General features: G+C 48.3%; 15 protein-coding genes and 3 pseudogenes. 8 read left to right on the forward strand and 10 right to left on the reverse strand.

The window, feature by feature from the left end; genetic code table 11:
• Positions 1–33: 33 nt before the first annotated feature.
• Together bcp and N7387_RS02165 are read right to left on the reverse strand one after the other, a co-directional pair.
• Complete coding sequence (gene bcp / locus N7387_RS02160; RefSeq protein ID WP_004239939.1) at positions 34–504, reverse strand: thioredoxin-dependent thiol peroxidase; 471 nt, start codon at positions 502–504, stop codon at positions 34–36.
• Between the two features lie 37 nt (positions 505–541).
• The gene (locus N7387_RS02165) at positions 542–1,084 is read right to left on the reverse strand and encodes an ACT domain-containing protein (protein WP_072868492.1); all 543 of its coding nucleotides are present in this window, start codon (positions 1,082–1,084) and stop codon (positions 542–544) included.
• A 317-nt stretch (positions 1,085–1,401) separates the two neighbouring features.
• On the opposite strand from N7387_RS02165, the gene dapA reads away from it, so the two are divergent.
• The 3 genes from dapA to N7387_RS02180 all read left to right on the forward strand — a co-directional run bounded on the left by dapA (position 1,402) and on the right by N7387_RS02180 (position 4,661).
• Positions 1,402–2,301, forward strand: coding sequence for a 4-hydroxy-tetrahydrodipicolinate synthase (gene dapA, locus N7387_RS02170; protein ID WP_262862022.1), 900 nt, complete (start codon positions 1,402–1,404; stop codon positions 2,299–2,301).
• Positions 2,302–2,318: 17 nt separating this feature from the next.
• Positions 2,319–3,368 carry an outer membrane protein assembly factor BamC gene (gene bamC, locus N7387_RS02175; protein WP_024473295.1) on the forward strand — a complete coding sequence of 350 codons (1,050 nt, stop codon included), beginning with the start codon at positions 2,319–2,321 and terminating at the stop codon, positions 3,366–3,368.
• Between the two features lie 264 nt (positions 3,369–3,632).
• On the forward strand, positions 3,633–4,661 hold the full coding sequence (locus N7387_RS02180; protein WP_279796499.1) for a glycosyltransferase: 1,029 nt from the start codon (positions 3,633–3,635) through the stop codon (positions 4,659–4,661).
• Between the two features lie 24 nt (positions 4,662–4,685).
• Here N7387_RS02180 and N7387_RS02185 read toward each other — a convergent pair whose 3' ends face one another.
• The gene (locus tag N7387_RS02185) at positions 4,686–5,840 is read right to left on the reverse strand and encodes an MFS transporter (RefSeq protein ID WP_262862020.1); all 1,155 of its coding nucleotides are present in this window, start codon (positions 5,838–5,840) and stop codon (positions 4,686–4,688) included.
• Between the two features lie 121 nt (positions 5,841–5,961).
• On the opposite strand from N7387_RS02185, the pseudogene N7387_RS02190 reads away from it, so the two are divergent.
• Both N7387_RS02190 and purC read left to right on the forward strand, forming a co-directional pair.
• Positions 5,962–6,150 (forward strand): annotated as a pseudogene (locus N7387_RS02190) (DUF1963 domain-containing protein); the annotation flags it as partial.
• Between the two features lie 154 nt (positions 6,151–6,304).
• Positions 6,305–7,018 carry a phosphoribosylaminoimidazolesuccinocarboxamide synthase gene (gene purC / locus N7387_RS02195; RefSeq protein WP_279796501.1) on the forward strand — a complete coding sequence of 238 codons (714 nt, stop codon included), beginning with the start codon at positions 6,305–6,307 and terminating at the stop codon, positions 7,016–7,018.
• Between the two features lie 230 nt (positions 7,019–7,248).
• On the opposite strand, the pseudogene N7387_RS02200 reads toward purC, so the two are convergent.
• The 4 genes and pseudogenes from N7387_RS02200 to N7387_RS02215 all read right to left on the reverse strand — a co-directional run bounded on the left by N7387_RS02200 (position 7,249) and on the right by N7387_RS02215 (position 9,856).
• A pseudogene (locus tag N7387_RS02200) lies at positions 7,249–7,960 on the reverse strand (integrase core domain-containing protein).
• 249 nt (positions 7,961–8,209) lie between these two features.
• Positions 8,210–8,620, reverse strand: a complete 411-nt coding sequence (locus N7387_RS02205; protein WP_279796502.1) for a hypothetical protein — start codon at positions 8,618–8,620, stop codon at positions 8,210–8,212.
• Between the two features lie 11 nt (positions 8,621–8,631).
• Positions 8,632–9,057 carry a hypothetical protein gene (locus tag N7387_RS02210; RefSeq protein WP_279796503.1) on the reverse strand — a complete coding sequence of 142 codons (426 nt, stop codon included), beginning with the start codon at positions 9,055–9,057 and terminating at the stop codon, positions 8,632–8,634.
• Positions 9,058–9,571: 514 nt separating this feature from the next.
• On the reverse strand, positions 9,572–9,856 hold the full coding sequence (locus N7387_RS02215) for a DinI-like family protein (protein WP_279796504.1): 285 nt from the start codon (positions 9,854–9,856) through the stop codon (positions 9,572–9,574).
• 378 nt (positions 9,857–10,234) lie between these two features.
• Here N7387_RS02215 and N7387_RS02220 point away from each other — a divergent pair, with 378 nt between their 5' ends.
• The 3 genes from N7387_RS02220 to N7387_RS02230 all read left to right on the forward strand — a co-directional run bounded on the left by N7387_RS02220 (position 10,235) and on the right by N7387_RS02230 (position 13,694).
• Positions 10,235–11,122: a neutral zinc metallopeptidase gene (locus tag N7387_RS02220; protein ID WP_262882347.1), complete on the forward strand. Its 888-nt coding sequence runs from the start codon at positions 10,235–10,237 to the stop codon at positions 11,120–11,122.
• Between the two features lie 103 nt (positions 11,123–11,225).
• On the forward strand, positions 11,226–11,678 hold the full coding sequence (locus tag N7387_RS02225; protein WP_025154808.1) for a DUF441 domain-containing protein: 453 nt from the start codon (positions 11,226–11,228) through the stop codon (positions 11,676–11,678).
• A 9-nt stretch (positions 11,679–11,687) separates the two neighbouring features.
• Positions 11,688–13,694, forward strand: coding sequence for a GNAT family N-acetyltransferase (locus N7387_RS02230; RefSeq protein ID WP_279796505.1), 2,007 nt, complete (start codon positions 11,688–11,690; stop codon positions 13,692–13,694).
• Here N7387_RS02230 and N7387_RS02235 read toward each other — a convergent pair.
• From N7387_RS02235 to N7387_RS02245, 3 genes and pseudogenes are all read right to left on the reverse strand, one after another.
• The gene (locus tag N7387_RS02235) at positions 13,681–13,878 is read right to left on the reverse strand and encodes a YpfN family protein (RefSeq protein ID WP_004239956.1); all 198 of its coding nucleotides are present in this window, start codon (positions 13,876–13,878) and stop codon (positions 13,681–13,683) included. The two genes, N7387_RS02230 and N7387_RS02235, sit on opposite strands and share 14 nt — an antisense overlap.
• Positions 13,879–14,063: 185 nt before the next feature.
• The gene (locus tag N7387_RS02240; protein WP_279796532.1) at positions 14,064–14,888 is read right to left on the reverse strand and encodes an SGNH hydrolase domain-containing protein; all 825 of its coding nucleotides are present in this window, start codon (positions 14,886–14,888) and stop codon (positions 14,064–14,066) included.
• 168 nt (positions 14,889–15,056) lie between these two features.
• Positions 15,057–16,037: pseudogene (locus N7387_RS02245) on the reverse strand (acyltransferase); the annotation flags it as partial.
• Positions 16,038–16,125 lie beyond the last annotated feature (88 nt).

Consider the following 16,125-nt stretch of genomic DNA (forward strand, 5'->3'; position numbering starts at 1 on the left):
AAGATGGTGTTTATAGCGGGGCAGACTGATTAATCAGCTGTGGGCTTTGAGGTATTCAAGCACAACCTGGTCGTGGTCGCTGGTTTTGAATTTATCAAAAACATGCTCGATTTTACCGTCAGCACCGATTAAGAAGCTGATGCGGTGAATACCGTCATAGGTTTTCCCCATAAACTGTTTTTCACCCCAGACTCCAAATGCTTCAGCAACCGCATGGTCTTCATCAGACAGCAGGGTAAAATTCAGTAACTCTTTTTCCGCGAAACGGGACAGTTTTTCGGGTTTGTCTGTACTGATCCCCAGCACTTCAACATTGAACTGTTTCAGTTCATCCATATTGTCGCGCAGACCGCATGCCTGGACAGTACAGCCCGGCGTCATGGCTTTGGGATAAAAATACACCAGCACACGCTGACCGGCATAATCGGCCAGGCTGATTGATTCACCATCCTGGTCGGGAAGGCTGAACAGGGGCGCCTTATCACCGGCGTTCAATGGGCTCATTACACACTCTCCGTAAACGTAATAATAAACACAAACATTAATGATTCATCAGGGTAATAGTGCCTTCGGCCTGTAACTCAGCACAAAGACGGTAAAACTGCTGCTGCAGCACCGCGTTGTTTTCCCCTGTCGGGTGATGCGCGGTGATCTGAATCTCCAGCAGTACTGCGTCTGTCTCATCCTCCGGCCGGGTTTTGGACACCAGTTCAGCCAGGGTGTAATCCAGTCTCATAAACAGATTGGTAAAGCGTTCCACCAGCCCGGCGGCATCAGGTACGGTGACCTGCGCACTGACACCGGTGGTCGCCGCAGGCTGATGCCCGCGCTGTGTCCGTTTCATGACCGTCAGCAGGTCAAGCTCCGCTGCCAGTACCGGCAGGGTCGCTTCCAGCATGGCAATGGCATTCCAGCTGCCTGACAGCATCATAATAAACGTGAACTCCTCACCGAAAATCGCCAGGCGGCTGTCTTCGATATTACAGTCACACTCTCCGGCATGACGGGTAATCGCATTCACAATCCCTGCGCGATCCCGTCCCAGTGCAGTGATAACCAGATATTGCTGATCGCGTTGCGGCAAACCCACATTCCTCTTCATGACACCGTGAATCTGTTAAACATAAAGAAAGATAAGGCCGATAGCAATAACCTGTTGTGTGCTCTGCGGTAATAATCAAATGATTGCGGCATATCAAACCTGCCGGATACAGACACGTTATCATGTGTTCCGCCGTTTTACCGGTGAAAAAAGCGGGCATTATTACTTCTTTTTAAGGTGTGCCGCCGGGTATTAACAAAATTCATTAAAAACGTACAGTTAGGGTGTTTTTTTCTGCGCTCCGAACAAGTACCATTAAAATGTTGTCCTATATTTATCCGATTATGAGGGTTTCGTACATGTCACACATAAATGATGTTTTAAAAGGCAGTATTGTTGCGATGGTTACACCACTGGACACACAGGGTCGTGTTGATAAGGCGGGGCTCCGGAAATTAGTGGATTACCATGTCGCGGCAGGTACGTCCGCCATTGTGGCTGTCGGAACCACCGGGGAGTCCGCCACACTGTCACATCAGGAACATGTGGATGTGGTGCTGGCGACACTTGAGTTCGCGGAAGGCCGTATTCCGGTGATTGCCGGTACCGGCGCGAACGCAACCAACGAAGCTGTCTGGTTTACGGAACAATTTGAAAACAGCGGTGTGGCGGCATGTCTGACCGTTACCCCGTATTACAACCGTCCGTCACAGGAAGGTCTGTATCAGCACTTTAAAGTGATTTCTGAGAATACCGCATTACCGCAAATTCTGTATAATGTGCCAACGCGCACCGGCTGTGATATGTTACCTGCCACTGTTGCCCGGCTGGCAAAACTGGACAATATTGTCGCAATTAAAGAGGCGACCGGGAACTTAAGCCGTGTGAATGAAATCAAAACCCTGGTGAATGATGAAAACTTCATTCTGCTCAGCGGTGATGACGCGTCAGCACTGGATTTCACCCTCCTGGGCGGCAAAGGTGTGATTTCTGTGACAGCCAACGTGGCTGCGGCAGCAATGGCACAGATGTTTGATCTTGCCCTGCGCGGGGATTTTGACCGTGCGCGTGTGATTAATAATCAACTGATGGACCTGCATCACACATTATTCTGTGAGCCAAGCCCGTCACCGGTAAAATGGGCCTGTCATCAGCTCGGTCTGATCGCAGAGCAGACACTGCGTCTGCCGCTGTTACCGCTCACGGAAGCGGGGCAGAATACGGTCGGTCGTGCCATGAAGACGGCGGGCATACGATAATATTTTAGGGAATCTGAATGGCAACACTACTGCAAAAATCAAAGGTTACGAAGCTCGCTGGTCTTTCCGTGGTTTTATTACTGGCAGCCTGCTCCGGCGATCAGCACTACAAGCGTCAGGTCAGCGGCGATACTTCGTACCTGGATGCGCCGCAGTTACAGGCGCTGAATGTTCCTCAGGGGATGATCCTGCCGCTGCAGAGCGGTCAGTATGATATTCCTCAGGTTAAGCAGGATGGTGCGACCGGTCTGGCGCTGGACATCCGTCCGCCGGTACAGACTGTCAGCCTGTTAGCAGGTTCCCGTACTGAAACAGCAGGGGACGCAAGCCGTCTTCTGCTGGAGAATTCAGCGGAAAACAGAACGCTGTGGGCGCAGATCAACCGCGTTCTGGCTGATCGTTCAGTGCCGGTCAGCCAGCGTGATGAAGCCGGTGGCGTGATTGTCACTGACTGGATTGTCTGGCAGCGTGCGGATGAAGATCTGCCGTTACAGTCCCGCCAGCGCATCAAAATCGAACCGGCCGGTTCACAGGTGGCGGTTGTTGTGACCAGCGAAGGTCTGAAGCAGGGTGAAAACCCGGTGACTGACAAAACGGAAATCACCCGTTATAACAACCTGACACTCAATGAGCTGGTGGACGGCCTTGATCGTATGCGTAATGCCGCGCGTCAGGAAACCAATGCGTCACAGTATGCCGCACCGGATGTTCAGAGCGGCAGTGATAAGACCGGTCTGCCGCAGATTATTGTCCGTGCGCCGTTTGATGTGGTCTGGTCCCGTCTGCCGGTTGTGCTGGAAAGTGTCGGCATGAAAGTGGGCGACCGTACCCGTTCCACCGGGAACATTGAAGTGACATACAAAGGGCTGAGTTCTGCAGAGTGGAGCAGCCTGGGTATGGATGATCCGTCAGTAGCCGAAGGTGATTACACCTTACAGGTCGGTGACCTGGATAACCGCAGCAGCCTGCAGTTTATCAGTGCCAAAGGGAAACCGCTGACACAGAAAGAAAACGATGAAATGGTGAAAGCACTGGAAGCGGCATTCAGCAAATCATCTGTAAAATAATATATTTACACGACATATAAGCGTGCAGATATAATTACTGATACCGGTCATTGTTAATGGCCGGTATTTTTTTACTCTGTAATGAATTGATACATAAACTGATAATTTATAAGATAAATTATTATTCCCTGCCTGTCATTCCGCATTATCAGCCACGTTTATACCAGACTCTCCGGTTATATTTAAAAATTATAACTATGTTATTGCCGTATTCAGCTGCACAGTCTGCTGAATATCCGGCTATTCGTAACTGACCGGGCTGCCATGAACGTATTTTCAGACTTTTCACAACCTTTACTGAGCATTGTTGTTGCGGTCTATAACGGGGAAAAATTTCTTCCTCAGTTTTTTGACTGCCTGCTGAAACAAACACTTCCTTCCTGCGAGCTGATCCTGGTTAATGACGGCTCCAAAGATAATACGGATGCTGTACTGCGTGAATGGCAGGATAAATTCACGTCAGTCACTGTCCTGGAGCAGGAAAATCAGGGCGTTTCTGTGGCACGGAATACCGGTTTTGCCGCCGCAAAAGGAAAGTACGTCACTTTTCCGGACATTGGTGATGTCATTCACCCGCAGATGTACGGTCGTCTGCTGGACATTGCCCTTGCCGGAAAATTGGATGTGGTAACCTGCAATGGCTCCTATATTTATGAAGACGGACGCGAGCCGCAACCGATTTTCCCGCCGGATCGTCTGCGTTCCACCGGCGTTATGTCCGGACCGGACTGGCTGAAACGGGCACTTAACTCCCGGAAATTTTTGCATGTCACCTGGCTGAACCTGTACCGCACTGATTTTCTGCGTGAGCAGGGCTATTACTTTGAACCGGGCCTGCACCATCAGGACATTCCGTGGACAACCGAACTGCTGCTGACCGCTGAACGGGTGGAATATATTGATGAACGCTATTACGATTACCTTATCCATTCCGAATCGGTATCGCATACACCACCGGACGATAAAATCCGGGTACGGACAATTCACAATTACATGAAAATTCTGGAAATGCTGGACGATATTAATCAGCGTCATGCGGATATTGTGAAGCAGATTCCGGCCTGTTACTGGCAGATTTCCAAAGAAGGGCTGGGGATCCTGCACACCATCAGTGATATAGAATCGCCGGAGGTGAAACAGGACGTTGTGCGCGAACTGTTTGATCGCGGGATCTGGTCACTGATTTGGGATAACGCCAAAGATTTGCGGCTGCGCTGGCGGCTGGCCCGCCGTTATCCGCGCCTGAAAGCGATCCTGAAAGACGCGGCGGAGAACACCGCAACACCGGTCTGATGACCGGTGAGATTGTTGTATTCATTACATCCGGACTTTGCGCGACAGCAACGCGACCAGCAATAACAGCGCCACCACCGCCAGCAGCGCGGCGGGCAGGGTAAAGCGGTAAGCAATCAGCCCGACAGACGCGGGTCCTGCCAGAATACCGAGATAACCCAGAGTGGTTACCGCCGGGACGGCAACGGCCTGCGGCATACTGGTCTGGCGGCCGATAGCGGAAAACATCACCGGTACTACGTTGGCACACCCCAGGCCGATCAGCCCGTAACCGGCAAGCGCCAACAGCCAGTTGTCACTCAGCACACTCAGCAAAAGACCCCCGGCAGCCAGCAGAGCGCCCCACAGTACCACCTGTGAACGTCCGAGTACCGCAACAATGTTGTCGCCGGTCAGCCGCCCGAGGGACATCAGCACCGCGAAGCAGGCAAAGCCCAGCCCGCCCATGCTTTCCGGCACATGACGATACTCGGTCAGGAAAACCGCACTCCAGTCCAGCACACTGCCTTCAGCCAGAAAGGTGGCGAAGCAGATAATCCCTATCAGCAATACCGCACCACGCGGCACAGCAAATGCCGGGCCTTCTGACGGCCAGGCGTAATCCAGCATACCTTTATAACTGAGAGCCAGCAGCAGAAGACAAACCGCCGTCACGGCTCCGGCGGCCTGTAATGCCCCCATTCCCGCCAGCATAAAGCCGCTCATGGCACCCGCACCGGCAATACCGCCGACACTGTAGAACCCGTGAAAACCGGACATCATCGGTTTTGGTGCCGCTTTTTCAACAATAATGGCCTGAATATTCATGGCACAGTCGGTAATACCGATCCCCATGCCGAAAATAATCAGCGTCAGAGCCAGCAATCCGGTGTGATCAATGACCGCCAGCAGCGGCAGGGTAATACTGAGCAGGATAACGGAAACGGTCATCACCAGACGGCAGCCGAAACGGGTGGTCAGTACGCCGGTCAGCGGCATGGCGACCAGCGCACCGCCACCGAGGCAGAGGAGCAATAACCCGAGAACCCCGTCATTCACGCCGGTGTTCAGTTTGGCAAACGGCACCAGTGCCGCCCAGGCCGCGGAGGCAAAACCGGCAACAAAAAAGAGCGCGCGGGTAGCCATCTGTTCCCGCCGGGCCGGTACGGCGGGCGGCGTTACTGCAATTACATCACTCATTCACAACAACCTTTACTATATTCATTTATAACCTGAATCATTATAGGATGATTAATCATTTTTTTTCAGACGAAAGTTACCCTCATTTTTCAACCGTGATGAACTCTATGATTTTGAGGATGAGTTCGGGGGCGACGATTTCTATGAGGAATGGGTTGAGCCGTCGGTCCTGTTACTGCAGCTCGATTCAGGCAGTGGTGACGTGGATATCCTGTGGGGTGACTGCGGTATCGGCAATTTCTTTATCCGTCCGGACGATCTGAAAAAAGCGGACTTCTCCCGTGTGGTCTATAACCGGGACTGTACCTGAGTATTGATAAGGTGTGCGGGGATGTACTGTACACCGGTCGCTTTCCGGGGCGGGATCTTTTCTTACGCAAACGATTGCTTATTGCCTCATTCTGAGGGAGAATATTCCGTGTCAGGCGATACGCCTATTATTAATCCTGTCTGGAGAGTGCAAGATGCAAAAACATGCTGAACTGTATCGTGGAAAAGCCAAAACGGTCTACACCACGGATAATCCTGATCTGCTGATTCTGGAATTTCGTAATGATACATCAGCACTGGATGGTGAGCGCATCGAGCAGTTTGACCGCAAGGGCATGGTCAATAATAAATTCAACCACTTTATTATGGGTAAGCTGGAAGCAGCCGGTATCCCGACTCAGATGGAACGTCTGTTATCCGATACCGAAATTCTGGTGAAAAAACTGGATATGGTGCCGGTGGAGTGTGTCATCCGGAACCGCGCTGCCGGTTCGCTGGTGAAACGTCTGGGCGTGGAAGAGGGGATGGTACTGAATCCGCCCATCTTCGACCTGTTCCTGAAAAATGACGCCAAACATGACCCGATGATCAATGAATCCTACTGCGAAACCTTTGGCTGGGTCAGCCGGGAAAACCTCGCGGAAATGAAACGCCTGAGCTACATCGCCAATGACGTGTTATCCCGCCTGTTTGATGATGCCGGGCTGATTCTGGTGGATTTCAAGCTGGAATTCGGCCTGTATAAAGGTCAGGTCGTACTCGGTGATGAGTTTTCACCGGACGGCAGCCGTCTGTGGGATAAAGAAACCCTGGATAAAATGGATAAAGACCGCTTCCGTCAGAGCCTGGGCGGCCTGATTGAAGCCTATGAGGAAGTGGCACACCGTCTGGGTGTGGAGCTGGATTAATCATTCACCTCCTGAATGAAATAAAAGCCCCATCAAGAAAAGCGGAAGCCCATAGCAAACCATGATACGCCACAATATTTCATATATCATATTGAAGTGGCGTAATTATTTTTATCGTTGATCGTGTTTTTCCCACGAAATTAAATGATGTTCCACGATGGCTCATAATATTTATGTACACATGAGTGTACATATTTTATAGTTGATTGAAGTTGTAAGTACACCCGTTTTCAGTTCCACACACTTTTTGAGATTTCGTTATTTTCAGCTAATAACCGGTATTCTTCCGGTGTCAGATTATTCAGGGATTCATGTGGACGCTCCCGGTTATATTCCCTCAGCCAGTGTTCCGTGATCTCCCGTACTTCATTCAGTGTCCGGAACAGATAAAAATCCAGTATTTCGGTCCGGTATGTCCGGTTAAAACGTTCGATAAAGGCATTCTGAGTCGGTTTACCCGGTTTAATAAATTCCAGTATCACGCCATGCTCTTCCGCCCAATGTGCCAGTGTCAGTGATATAAGCTCCGGACCATTATCCATCCGCATTTTCACCGGGTATCCGCGTGTTGCAACTATTCTGTCCAATACAGCGATAAGGCCCGGCAGGCGTGACGGATGCTCATCGAATACTGTTCGATAAGATAGCTGACAAGCTCCCGCTTTACCGCTGTTTTTAAAGCTTTTTTTCGATAACATCCTTCAGTGCCCGGCACTCAAGACTCAGGTCAGCAAACATCTGTTTTAAACGCCGGTTTTCTTCCTCAAGATCTTTTAATTTTTTAATATCAGGCGCTTCCATTCCGCCGTATTTGGCTTTCCAGTTATAGTAGCTGGCTTCGGATATATCGGCTTCACGGCAGACATCTTTGACTGTCCGTCCGGCTTCGACGGATTTCAGAACGGCGATAATCTGATGTTCAGTAAATCGGGCTTTGCGCATAGCGATCTCCTCAGAATACATATCAGTATGGATGAAGATCTCTGAAAGTGAATGGGACTTTTTCCCGGGATACTTACAATTGACGATTTATTGGTATTTTCGGTAGAAATTATAAAATAAGATGAGTAGTATATGAAATACTAATGCAGAGTTCTATTGAGAGACTCTGCATTAGTACTATCTAACTAATAACTAGAATTTAAAGGATGTTAGCTGGTTATATTCTAGATGTGATATATTAATTTAAAATCAATTCAATCCAACTGAGCATGAGGATGAATCAGAAAAATAAAAATAAGCGTTTCCACCTGATTTTCCCATTATAATCACAATCAGAACATTTCCGTCATCAGAATCCTTAACACTACAATAGAAATTTGATTTGGTTTCGAATATGCCCTCTTCTGTTTCTACTTTAATATGCCAGTAGTCAAAAGGAGAGCCGGATCCAGTAATGTAATTAAATTCTTTTGCTTCGGTTACTTCAAGTGATTTACAGCCAGATAAGGTGTATTCTTCTGGGAGGTAATTATTTCTTGAGTGAGTTAAATAAATTTTCTCTAGAGTATCATGTGATTGGTTACAGATAATGAATGTACCATGTTTTTCAGTCTTGGCGCGTTCTTGCAAATCTAAAGTATCATTTTGATCATTGTTCATTGTAAGTTCCTTTAATTTGTTTTTTGGTTTAATTTAAGTGAGCATGTTCCTGAGTCTGTAAATAAAAAATAGACAGTATTGTATTGATCTATATATAATATCAAAAATCTATCATCCCATGATCTAAAATCACACTTAATTTTTCCAAAATACTTAACGTTGTTTCTTTCTATTGTAATTTCCCAATAATTTGATGGGGAGCCAAGCCCTATTTCATATTTAACATCGTGGGTATCAGTTCCAGTCATTTTTTGTAAATTATAAAATGTTTTACTATTATCTTTGAATCCTTTAACTTTAAAGTCAACTCGTACAGATGATAATTTTGTTGATGAAAAGTTAATAACAGTATATGTACCTCCCCGAGTACTATTTCTATTTGTGATTTCATCGTCACTTAATTTATTGCATGTTACGCAATTTTCTTTTCCATCCATAACAACCACCTCATTTATTTATTGATAATCAATTTATTCCAACATAAGACAATAATTTCAAATCGATACAGATGAACCTACATGATACCTCCTATCTTTTAGTTGTCGTTCACATTGTTGTATGAAATATATGTCATATGATATTAAGTGTCACCATATGCAATATATAAAAGATAATTATCCTTAATAATTGGTATTTTATTTTTTTAACTAATTTTGGTCACTCACTGATTGTTAATGATATGTCAATATTATTGAGCTAAGTATTATTTCAAATGGGATGGTTGAGGTTGTTATTATAAATAATATATATCTTATATTAATAGCTGTTTATTGTAAGAACCTCAATATAATGCTCCATTCACCTTTAGAGAACTGATAAGGTGACGGTGCAGTGATAAAGCGAAATACGGATGCCATCACCAGCCTATACAACAAATATCAGCCCATTGCCTGTGGGGGTGGGGGAAGGAATTAAGTACAGATAAAGCCGCGCCGGTGGAGCGGATATCGCTTACTTATCAAAATATTCTACATCATCAGAAACATCTGCCATTTCCGGTACCCAGCTGCCGTCCTCGAAAATCTCCTGCAGTATCTCTTTTATTTTTTTATTGTCCTTATCATTTTTCCCGCCGGTTACTGACATCGACGCATTGGTTCCCCACGCAATACGAACGTTCATATCCTGATACTGAGCACGAAACTTTCGGTCAATTTCTTTTTCTAACACCTCAAATGTACCAGGTGGTATCATCTCTTTTTGGTTGCTGCTAAAAATAACATCAATACGGAGCATGTGATCACCTCTTAATTTACTGTTTGGATATACAGTGAAATTTAGGCGTGTAGTTGATGAATGTCAAAAGTAGCCATCGGTAATCATCAGATATGTGGGCGCATACAGTAGGTTATGGTGTGTGATTTTTTTGTACATGTGCGCGCTCATAAATCTTATTTTTAACCGGTAATTTAATTTAATATATTGATATTAAAATAAATTTATTTTATGTGGATCATTCCTCTCCTGAATGCATTGCCGGTGATAACAGAACCCGCTTATCACCGGCATTAAGCTGATTTATCACTCCCCTGAAAGAAAGAAGCATTTTTCCTCACTTCATTTTCTCTGTACTATGTAGTTATCCGACTATTATCCGATAAGCAGAGAATCATCATGCGTTGGCAAGGGCGTCGCCAGAGCGACAATATTGAAGACCGCCGCAGTGCGGGGGGCAGAATTCCGGGCGGATCCGCAGGCGGGCCGCGTATTCCGCTGCCGCGCGGCAAAGCCGGACTGGTTGTGATTGTTATTGTGGTTGTGGCCGGTTTTTACGGTATTGACCTGACCGGCCTGGTGACCGGTGACCCAGTTAATATCGGGCAGACCACCTCACAGCAGCGTCCGGTACAGAGCAGTGCGCAGGAGCAGAAACAGGCGGAATTTACCGGCGTGATGCTGGCGGAAACCGAAGCGGTCTGGGGACAAAAATTCGCACAGATGAACCGGCAGTACCGTGAGCCGAAACTGGTGCTGTACCGGGGCGCAACCCCGACCGGTTGTGGTGCGGGGCAGGCGGTGATGGGACCGTTTTATTGTCCGGCTGATCAGAAAGTCTATATCGACCTCTCTTTCTATGACGATATGCGCACCAAATTAGGGGCGGGCGGGGATTTCGCGCAGGGCTATGTGGTCGCTCATGAAGTGGGACACCATGTTCAGCACCTGCTCGGTATCGATCGTCAGGTACGTGAGCGCCAGCAGCGCAGCAGTCAGAAAGAGGCAAACCGCCTGTCAGTGAAAATGGAATTACAGGCTGACTGTTTTGCCGGGATCTGGGGCCATGAGATGGAAAAAGCCGGGATCCTCGAAAACGGTGATCTGGAAAATGCCCTGAATGCGGCACAGGCCATCGGGGATGATCGCCTGCAAAAACAGAGTCAGGGACGGGTTATCCCGGACAGTTTCACACACGGAACCTCCGCACAACGTTATGAGTGGTTCAAACGCGGTTTTGACAGTGGTGATATTGCGCAATGTGACACATTTTCCGCACTGAAATAAGCCTTTCTGCCGGTTTTCCCTGCAAAACCGGCAGAGTTTGATTATCATCGTATAACGGCATACTATTGGCGCCTTTCATTCCCCCCGACACGCAGGATCTGCTATGAGTAATATTGACCCGACCCTGATTATCCTCCTGGTCTTAGCCGGGCTCGGGCTTATCAGTAATAATATGACAGTAACCCTGGCCATTCTTTTTCTGCTGGCAGTGCGCATCACGCCGCTTAACGGCTATTTCCCGTTTGTGGAAAAATACGGCCTCAAGCTGGGGATCCTCATTCTGACCGTGGGCGTGATGGCACCGATTGCCAGCGGAAAAATCAGTGCCAATGATGTTTTAGGCTCCTTTCTGAACTGGAAATCATTGCTGGCGATAGCGATCGGCATTCTGGTGTCCTGGCTCGGCAGCCGCGGAGTCACCCTGATGAGTAACCAGCCGTCCACCGTTGCCGGGTTGCTGGTGGGGACGATTATCGGTGTCGCGCTGTTCAGAGGCGTGCCGGTCGGGCCGCTGATTGCGGCGGGGATCCTGTCACTGCTTGTCGGTAAGATGTAGCGGTTTTCTATGTTACCCGCACTGTTTCACGCCTGCACAGAACAGCTCCGCATACAGGGTATCCGCCGTCTGTGGGTACTGAGCGGCAGCGACAACTGGTGTGAATCGCGGCTGCGGGAAATCAGGGACGCGGCTCCCGGTGACTGGCCGGTGATTTCCGCTCAGCTGCCCGGCGGCATACCGGCGGAAAAAGCCCGTTTGTTGCTGGGGCAGGAATTCCGCCACGGCCTATTTGATGCCCGGCGCGGGCTTCACAGCGAAGCACTGGCTATGCTGACAGGTACATTACAGGCGGGCAGCTGGCTGATCCTGCTGCTGCCGCCGGAATCACAGTGGCAGACCCGGCCGGATGAGGACAGTCTGCGCTGGAATGACGGCGGGCAGATGATCCCCGCGCCGCACTTTATGCGTCATTTCGCCCGTACACTCAACAATCCTGCCCATCTTTGCCGGTATGAAGACCGGTCATTTGATATGACACTGCTGCCGCCGCAACCTGAGTGGCTGCCGCCGGACGGTACCCCGACAGCGGCACAGCAGCAGATACTGACGCAACTCCGCTGCGCGGAACGCGGCATATTCTGTCTGACCGCAGCCAGAGGACGGGGAAAATCTGCTGTAGCCGGTCTGTTCCTGGCAGAAGCGCCGGGCCGTCATTTATTGTGTGCCCCGGCGAAAGCCACTGTCACAGTGATACAGCGCTATCTTCATGATCCACAACAAACAGAATTTATCGCTCCGGATAATTTACTGACACTGGCAGAAACGGCGGATGTCAGCACATACGGCTGGCTGGTGATTGACGAAGCGGCAATGATCCCGCTGCCGCTGCTCAGCCGTTTTACGGCGGTGTTTCCCCGTGTGCTGCTGCTGACCACTGTTCAGGGCTATGAAGGCACCGGACGGGGATTTCTGCTGAAATTCTGCCATTCACTGCCGAAGTTTACCGCACTGACGCTGACGCAGCCGGTGCGCTGGGCAGAGCATGACCCGGCGGAAGCCTGGCTGGATGAGGCTCTGCTGCTTACCGAACCGGCAGAAAAAATCACACCGGCGGGTGAGTGTGAATATCAGTCCGTAACACAGCAGGGGTTATGTGATGACCCGGATTTACTGTCCGGGTTTTACGGCCTGCTGACGGCGGCACATTACCGGACGTCCCCGCTGGATTTACGGCGTCTGGCGGATGCGCCGGGACAGCATTTCGCGCTGTTCCGCCACCGGCAGCAGGTGACGGCGGCACTCTGGATGACAGACGAGGGCGGCTTACCGGCGGCACTGACCCACTCTGTCTGGGCGGGAACGCGGCGGCCGCGCGGAAACCTGCTGGCACAATCACTGGCGGCACACAGTTACTTCCCGCAGGCGGCACAACTGCATTCACGTCGTATCAGCCGTATTGCCGTCCATGCAGGTTACCGGCGTAACGCGCTGGGGCATCAGTTATTACAGCGGGCGGCAGAGGCGGCAAAAAACAGCGGTATGGACTATCTGTCCGTCAGCTTTGGCTATACCCCGGAACTGGCTGCATTCTGGACATCCTGCGGTTTTCGTTTTGCCCGTATGGGCACACATCCGGAAGCAGGCAGCGGATGTTACACCGCAATGCTGTTGCTGCCGCTGACGTCTGCCGGACAGGTACTGGCAAATGCCGCAGAACAGCAGTTTGTCCGCGACTGCGCGGTTTTTTCTCAGATATGGGGATTTTCACCGGTACCGCCGGTTCAGGCTGAATCACTCAATGAACGGGAATGGCGGATGCTGGCCGGGTTTGCGTATGCTGCCAAACCACAGGCGGTGGCAGAGCCGGCACTGGTACTTCTGCAAAGGGCATATCCGGCACAGACCGGGGAATTATCACAGTTGCTGTCCGGTAAACCGGAGATACTGAAAGCGCGCCACATCAGCGGGAAAAAGGCATTGCTTAATGCGCAGCGGCAGGAAACGGCCGTGATACTGCAGACACTGCGCCCTGAGTGGGCGCAGCAGACAGCAGCGGACATCAGGGCTTTTTAGATTTATTATCCGGCCAGTCATCCTCATCATCCCACTGCGCATTATTATCACGGTGAGGCGGTAGTTCCCTGCGGTTCTGCAGATATTTTTTGTGATCCACCCGTTTGAGATCTTTAATGGCATTCAGGATCACGCCGACGAACAGTACCAGGATGACCCACCAGTAGTCTGCTAACCAATGCATTGTTGTTACCTTTTTTGTCTGTCATTATCAATTAATTAAAATCAATACGTTATTATCATTCAAAATGAATTCAAAACCATCACAGCAGATTATCACACCTGCCATGTACTGAATAACATTTCCTGATGACCTTTTCCCGGCGACACACCATGACATTCCGGTGATACCGCCATTGCTGTTTCCTGTTATTTAAACGGGTTCGGATATTTATTTAAATACCAGGTGCCGAAAATAACGGATGCGTAGTCGGTTAAATGTCCGACATCACGGTAAACCGGAATGCCGTCAATATCGGTCAGGCAACGCCCGTTATGACATTGAACATCTTTGGGATCAATGATCGTCAGCGATGGGTATTCATTCTTTAGTTTTACAAATAACCGGCTGAACCATTCCTGCTCATCACTATTAAATTGGCCGGCACCACAGTGATTACTGCGGTAATCACGGCGTAATTTTACATTCTGATAAAAACAGGTCATAAAATTATGCGGCATCGGATTAATGGTTTTGATAATAACCGGTTTGGCACCGGAGGTTACAATAATATCCAGCGCTTCACGTAATGCTTTTTCTGTGCGTGACCGGGATTCCCCGGTTGATCGGGTATCACCGGTCTGATTGATGACATGATCACCGGCATAGTTACTCCAGACCTCACCAATAATGACATAATCATAATGTCCTGTTCTGATATCATTGTAATACTGCTGAGTATCATCATAACAGCGTTGGTACACGGTGTTTTTATAATTCCACCAGTCATAAAGATAGACGCCCGGCAGTGTCAGGCAGGATGATGTCGCTTGTGCCCGGATATCCATACCGGCATCTTTTCCGATGACATCCATAAAGCCCCAAAAATGGTTGGCATGAGAGTCGCCAAATAAAAAGGCTTTTTTATCCGCCCCTTTTTTCCCTATATGGCAGACACCGTCGGCTACCGCATTATCATTACTGAGGCATAACGGACGATTGTCATAATGATGGTCTTTCAGTACGTTTTCCATTTTCAGATACGCATCTCCGAGCCTGAAACTGAATCCGTCATGTTTTACAGTAATTTTACTTAATGTTAGCGTGATGATGACAGGAATAATAAATAAAATCAGAAAGGTATATGCAAAGCGCAGCTGAGATTTTCTGAATCTTTTTTCAATGCAGACATAAGATAAATAAGAGAAAATCAGCGTAATAAACATCGCGGCCAGTTTCTCTGTATTGGTATCGAAATAACCGGTGTAACGTGCAGCAGCAAAAACAGGCCAATGCCATAAATAAAGTGAGTATGATATAGCACCAATAAATACAACAATATTGATTGACAGTATTCTGCTGATAATCGTTTTGCATTGCCCTGTATAAATGATGACCGCAGAACAGGCACAAACAGCAACAGTATAAAAATTAGGATAACCCGGTAATACCGCATCACAGCTGGCGATTAATATTAATACGGCAAAAGCGGCAATTGACAATATATTACAGACTGATTTTTTATTATTTGTTTTTTCAGGCATATAAGCAATGGTCACACCGACCATAAACTCAAAAATACGGGATGAAAATAAATAATAACTTTTATCCGGGTAATTATCTGACAAAAACAGGGACAGAATGACGGTCAGTATCGTCAGTAAGGAAACCACCCGCACGATACTGAAATGATAGCGGCGGCATAATGTGTGCAATAAAAACAGCGCAGGCGGCATCAGAAGATACCATTGCCATTCAATTGCCAGTGACCAGGTATGTAAAAGCGGAAGGTAGACGGAATCCTGAGCGGCATAACTTGTCGTTACCCGTGAAAAATACTGATTTGATAAAAACAATGAGGTATATTTCTCACTGTTCATGACATCAATATAGTCATCCGGTAAATAAAATATTGATGTTATCACCAGAACGAATAACATTACCAATAACAGCGCAGGTTGCAGCCGCCAGAGACGACGTCTGTAAAAATCCGGAAATGAAAAGTTCTTGTCAATAAGTTGTTGTTTTATTATTGATGAGATTAAGAATCCCGAGATGACAAAAAATATATCAACACCAATAAACCCGGATGGGATCAGATTGTCATAGCTGTGGAATATAACAACAAAGAGAACCGCTATTGCTCTCAGCCCGTCGATATCTGATCTGTATTTAATTGACATAGTTAATCAGTTATTTATATTAATTCCGCAAAGTATATCACAGGTATATGACAGCCTCTATGAACAAAAGAAGCCGGTAATGCGCTGA

Origin of the sequence: Morganella sp. GD04133 (genome assembly GCF_029835375.1) — a bacterium.
GTDB classification, from domain to species: domain Bacteria; phylum Pseudomonadota; class Gammaproteobacteria; order Enterobacterales; family Enterobacteriaceae; genus Morganella; species Morganella morganii_B.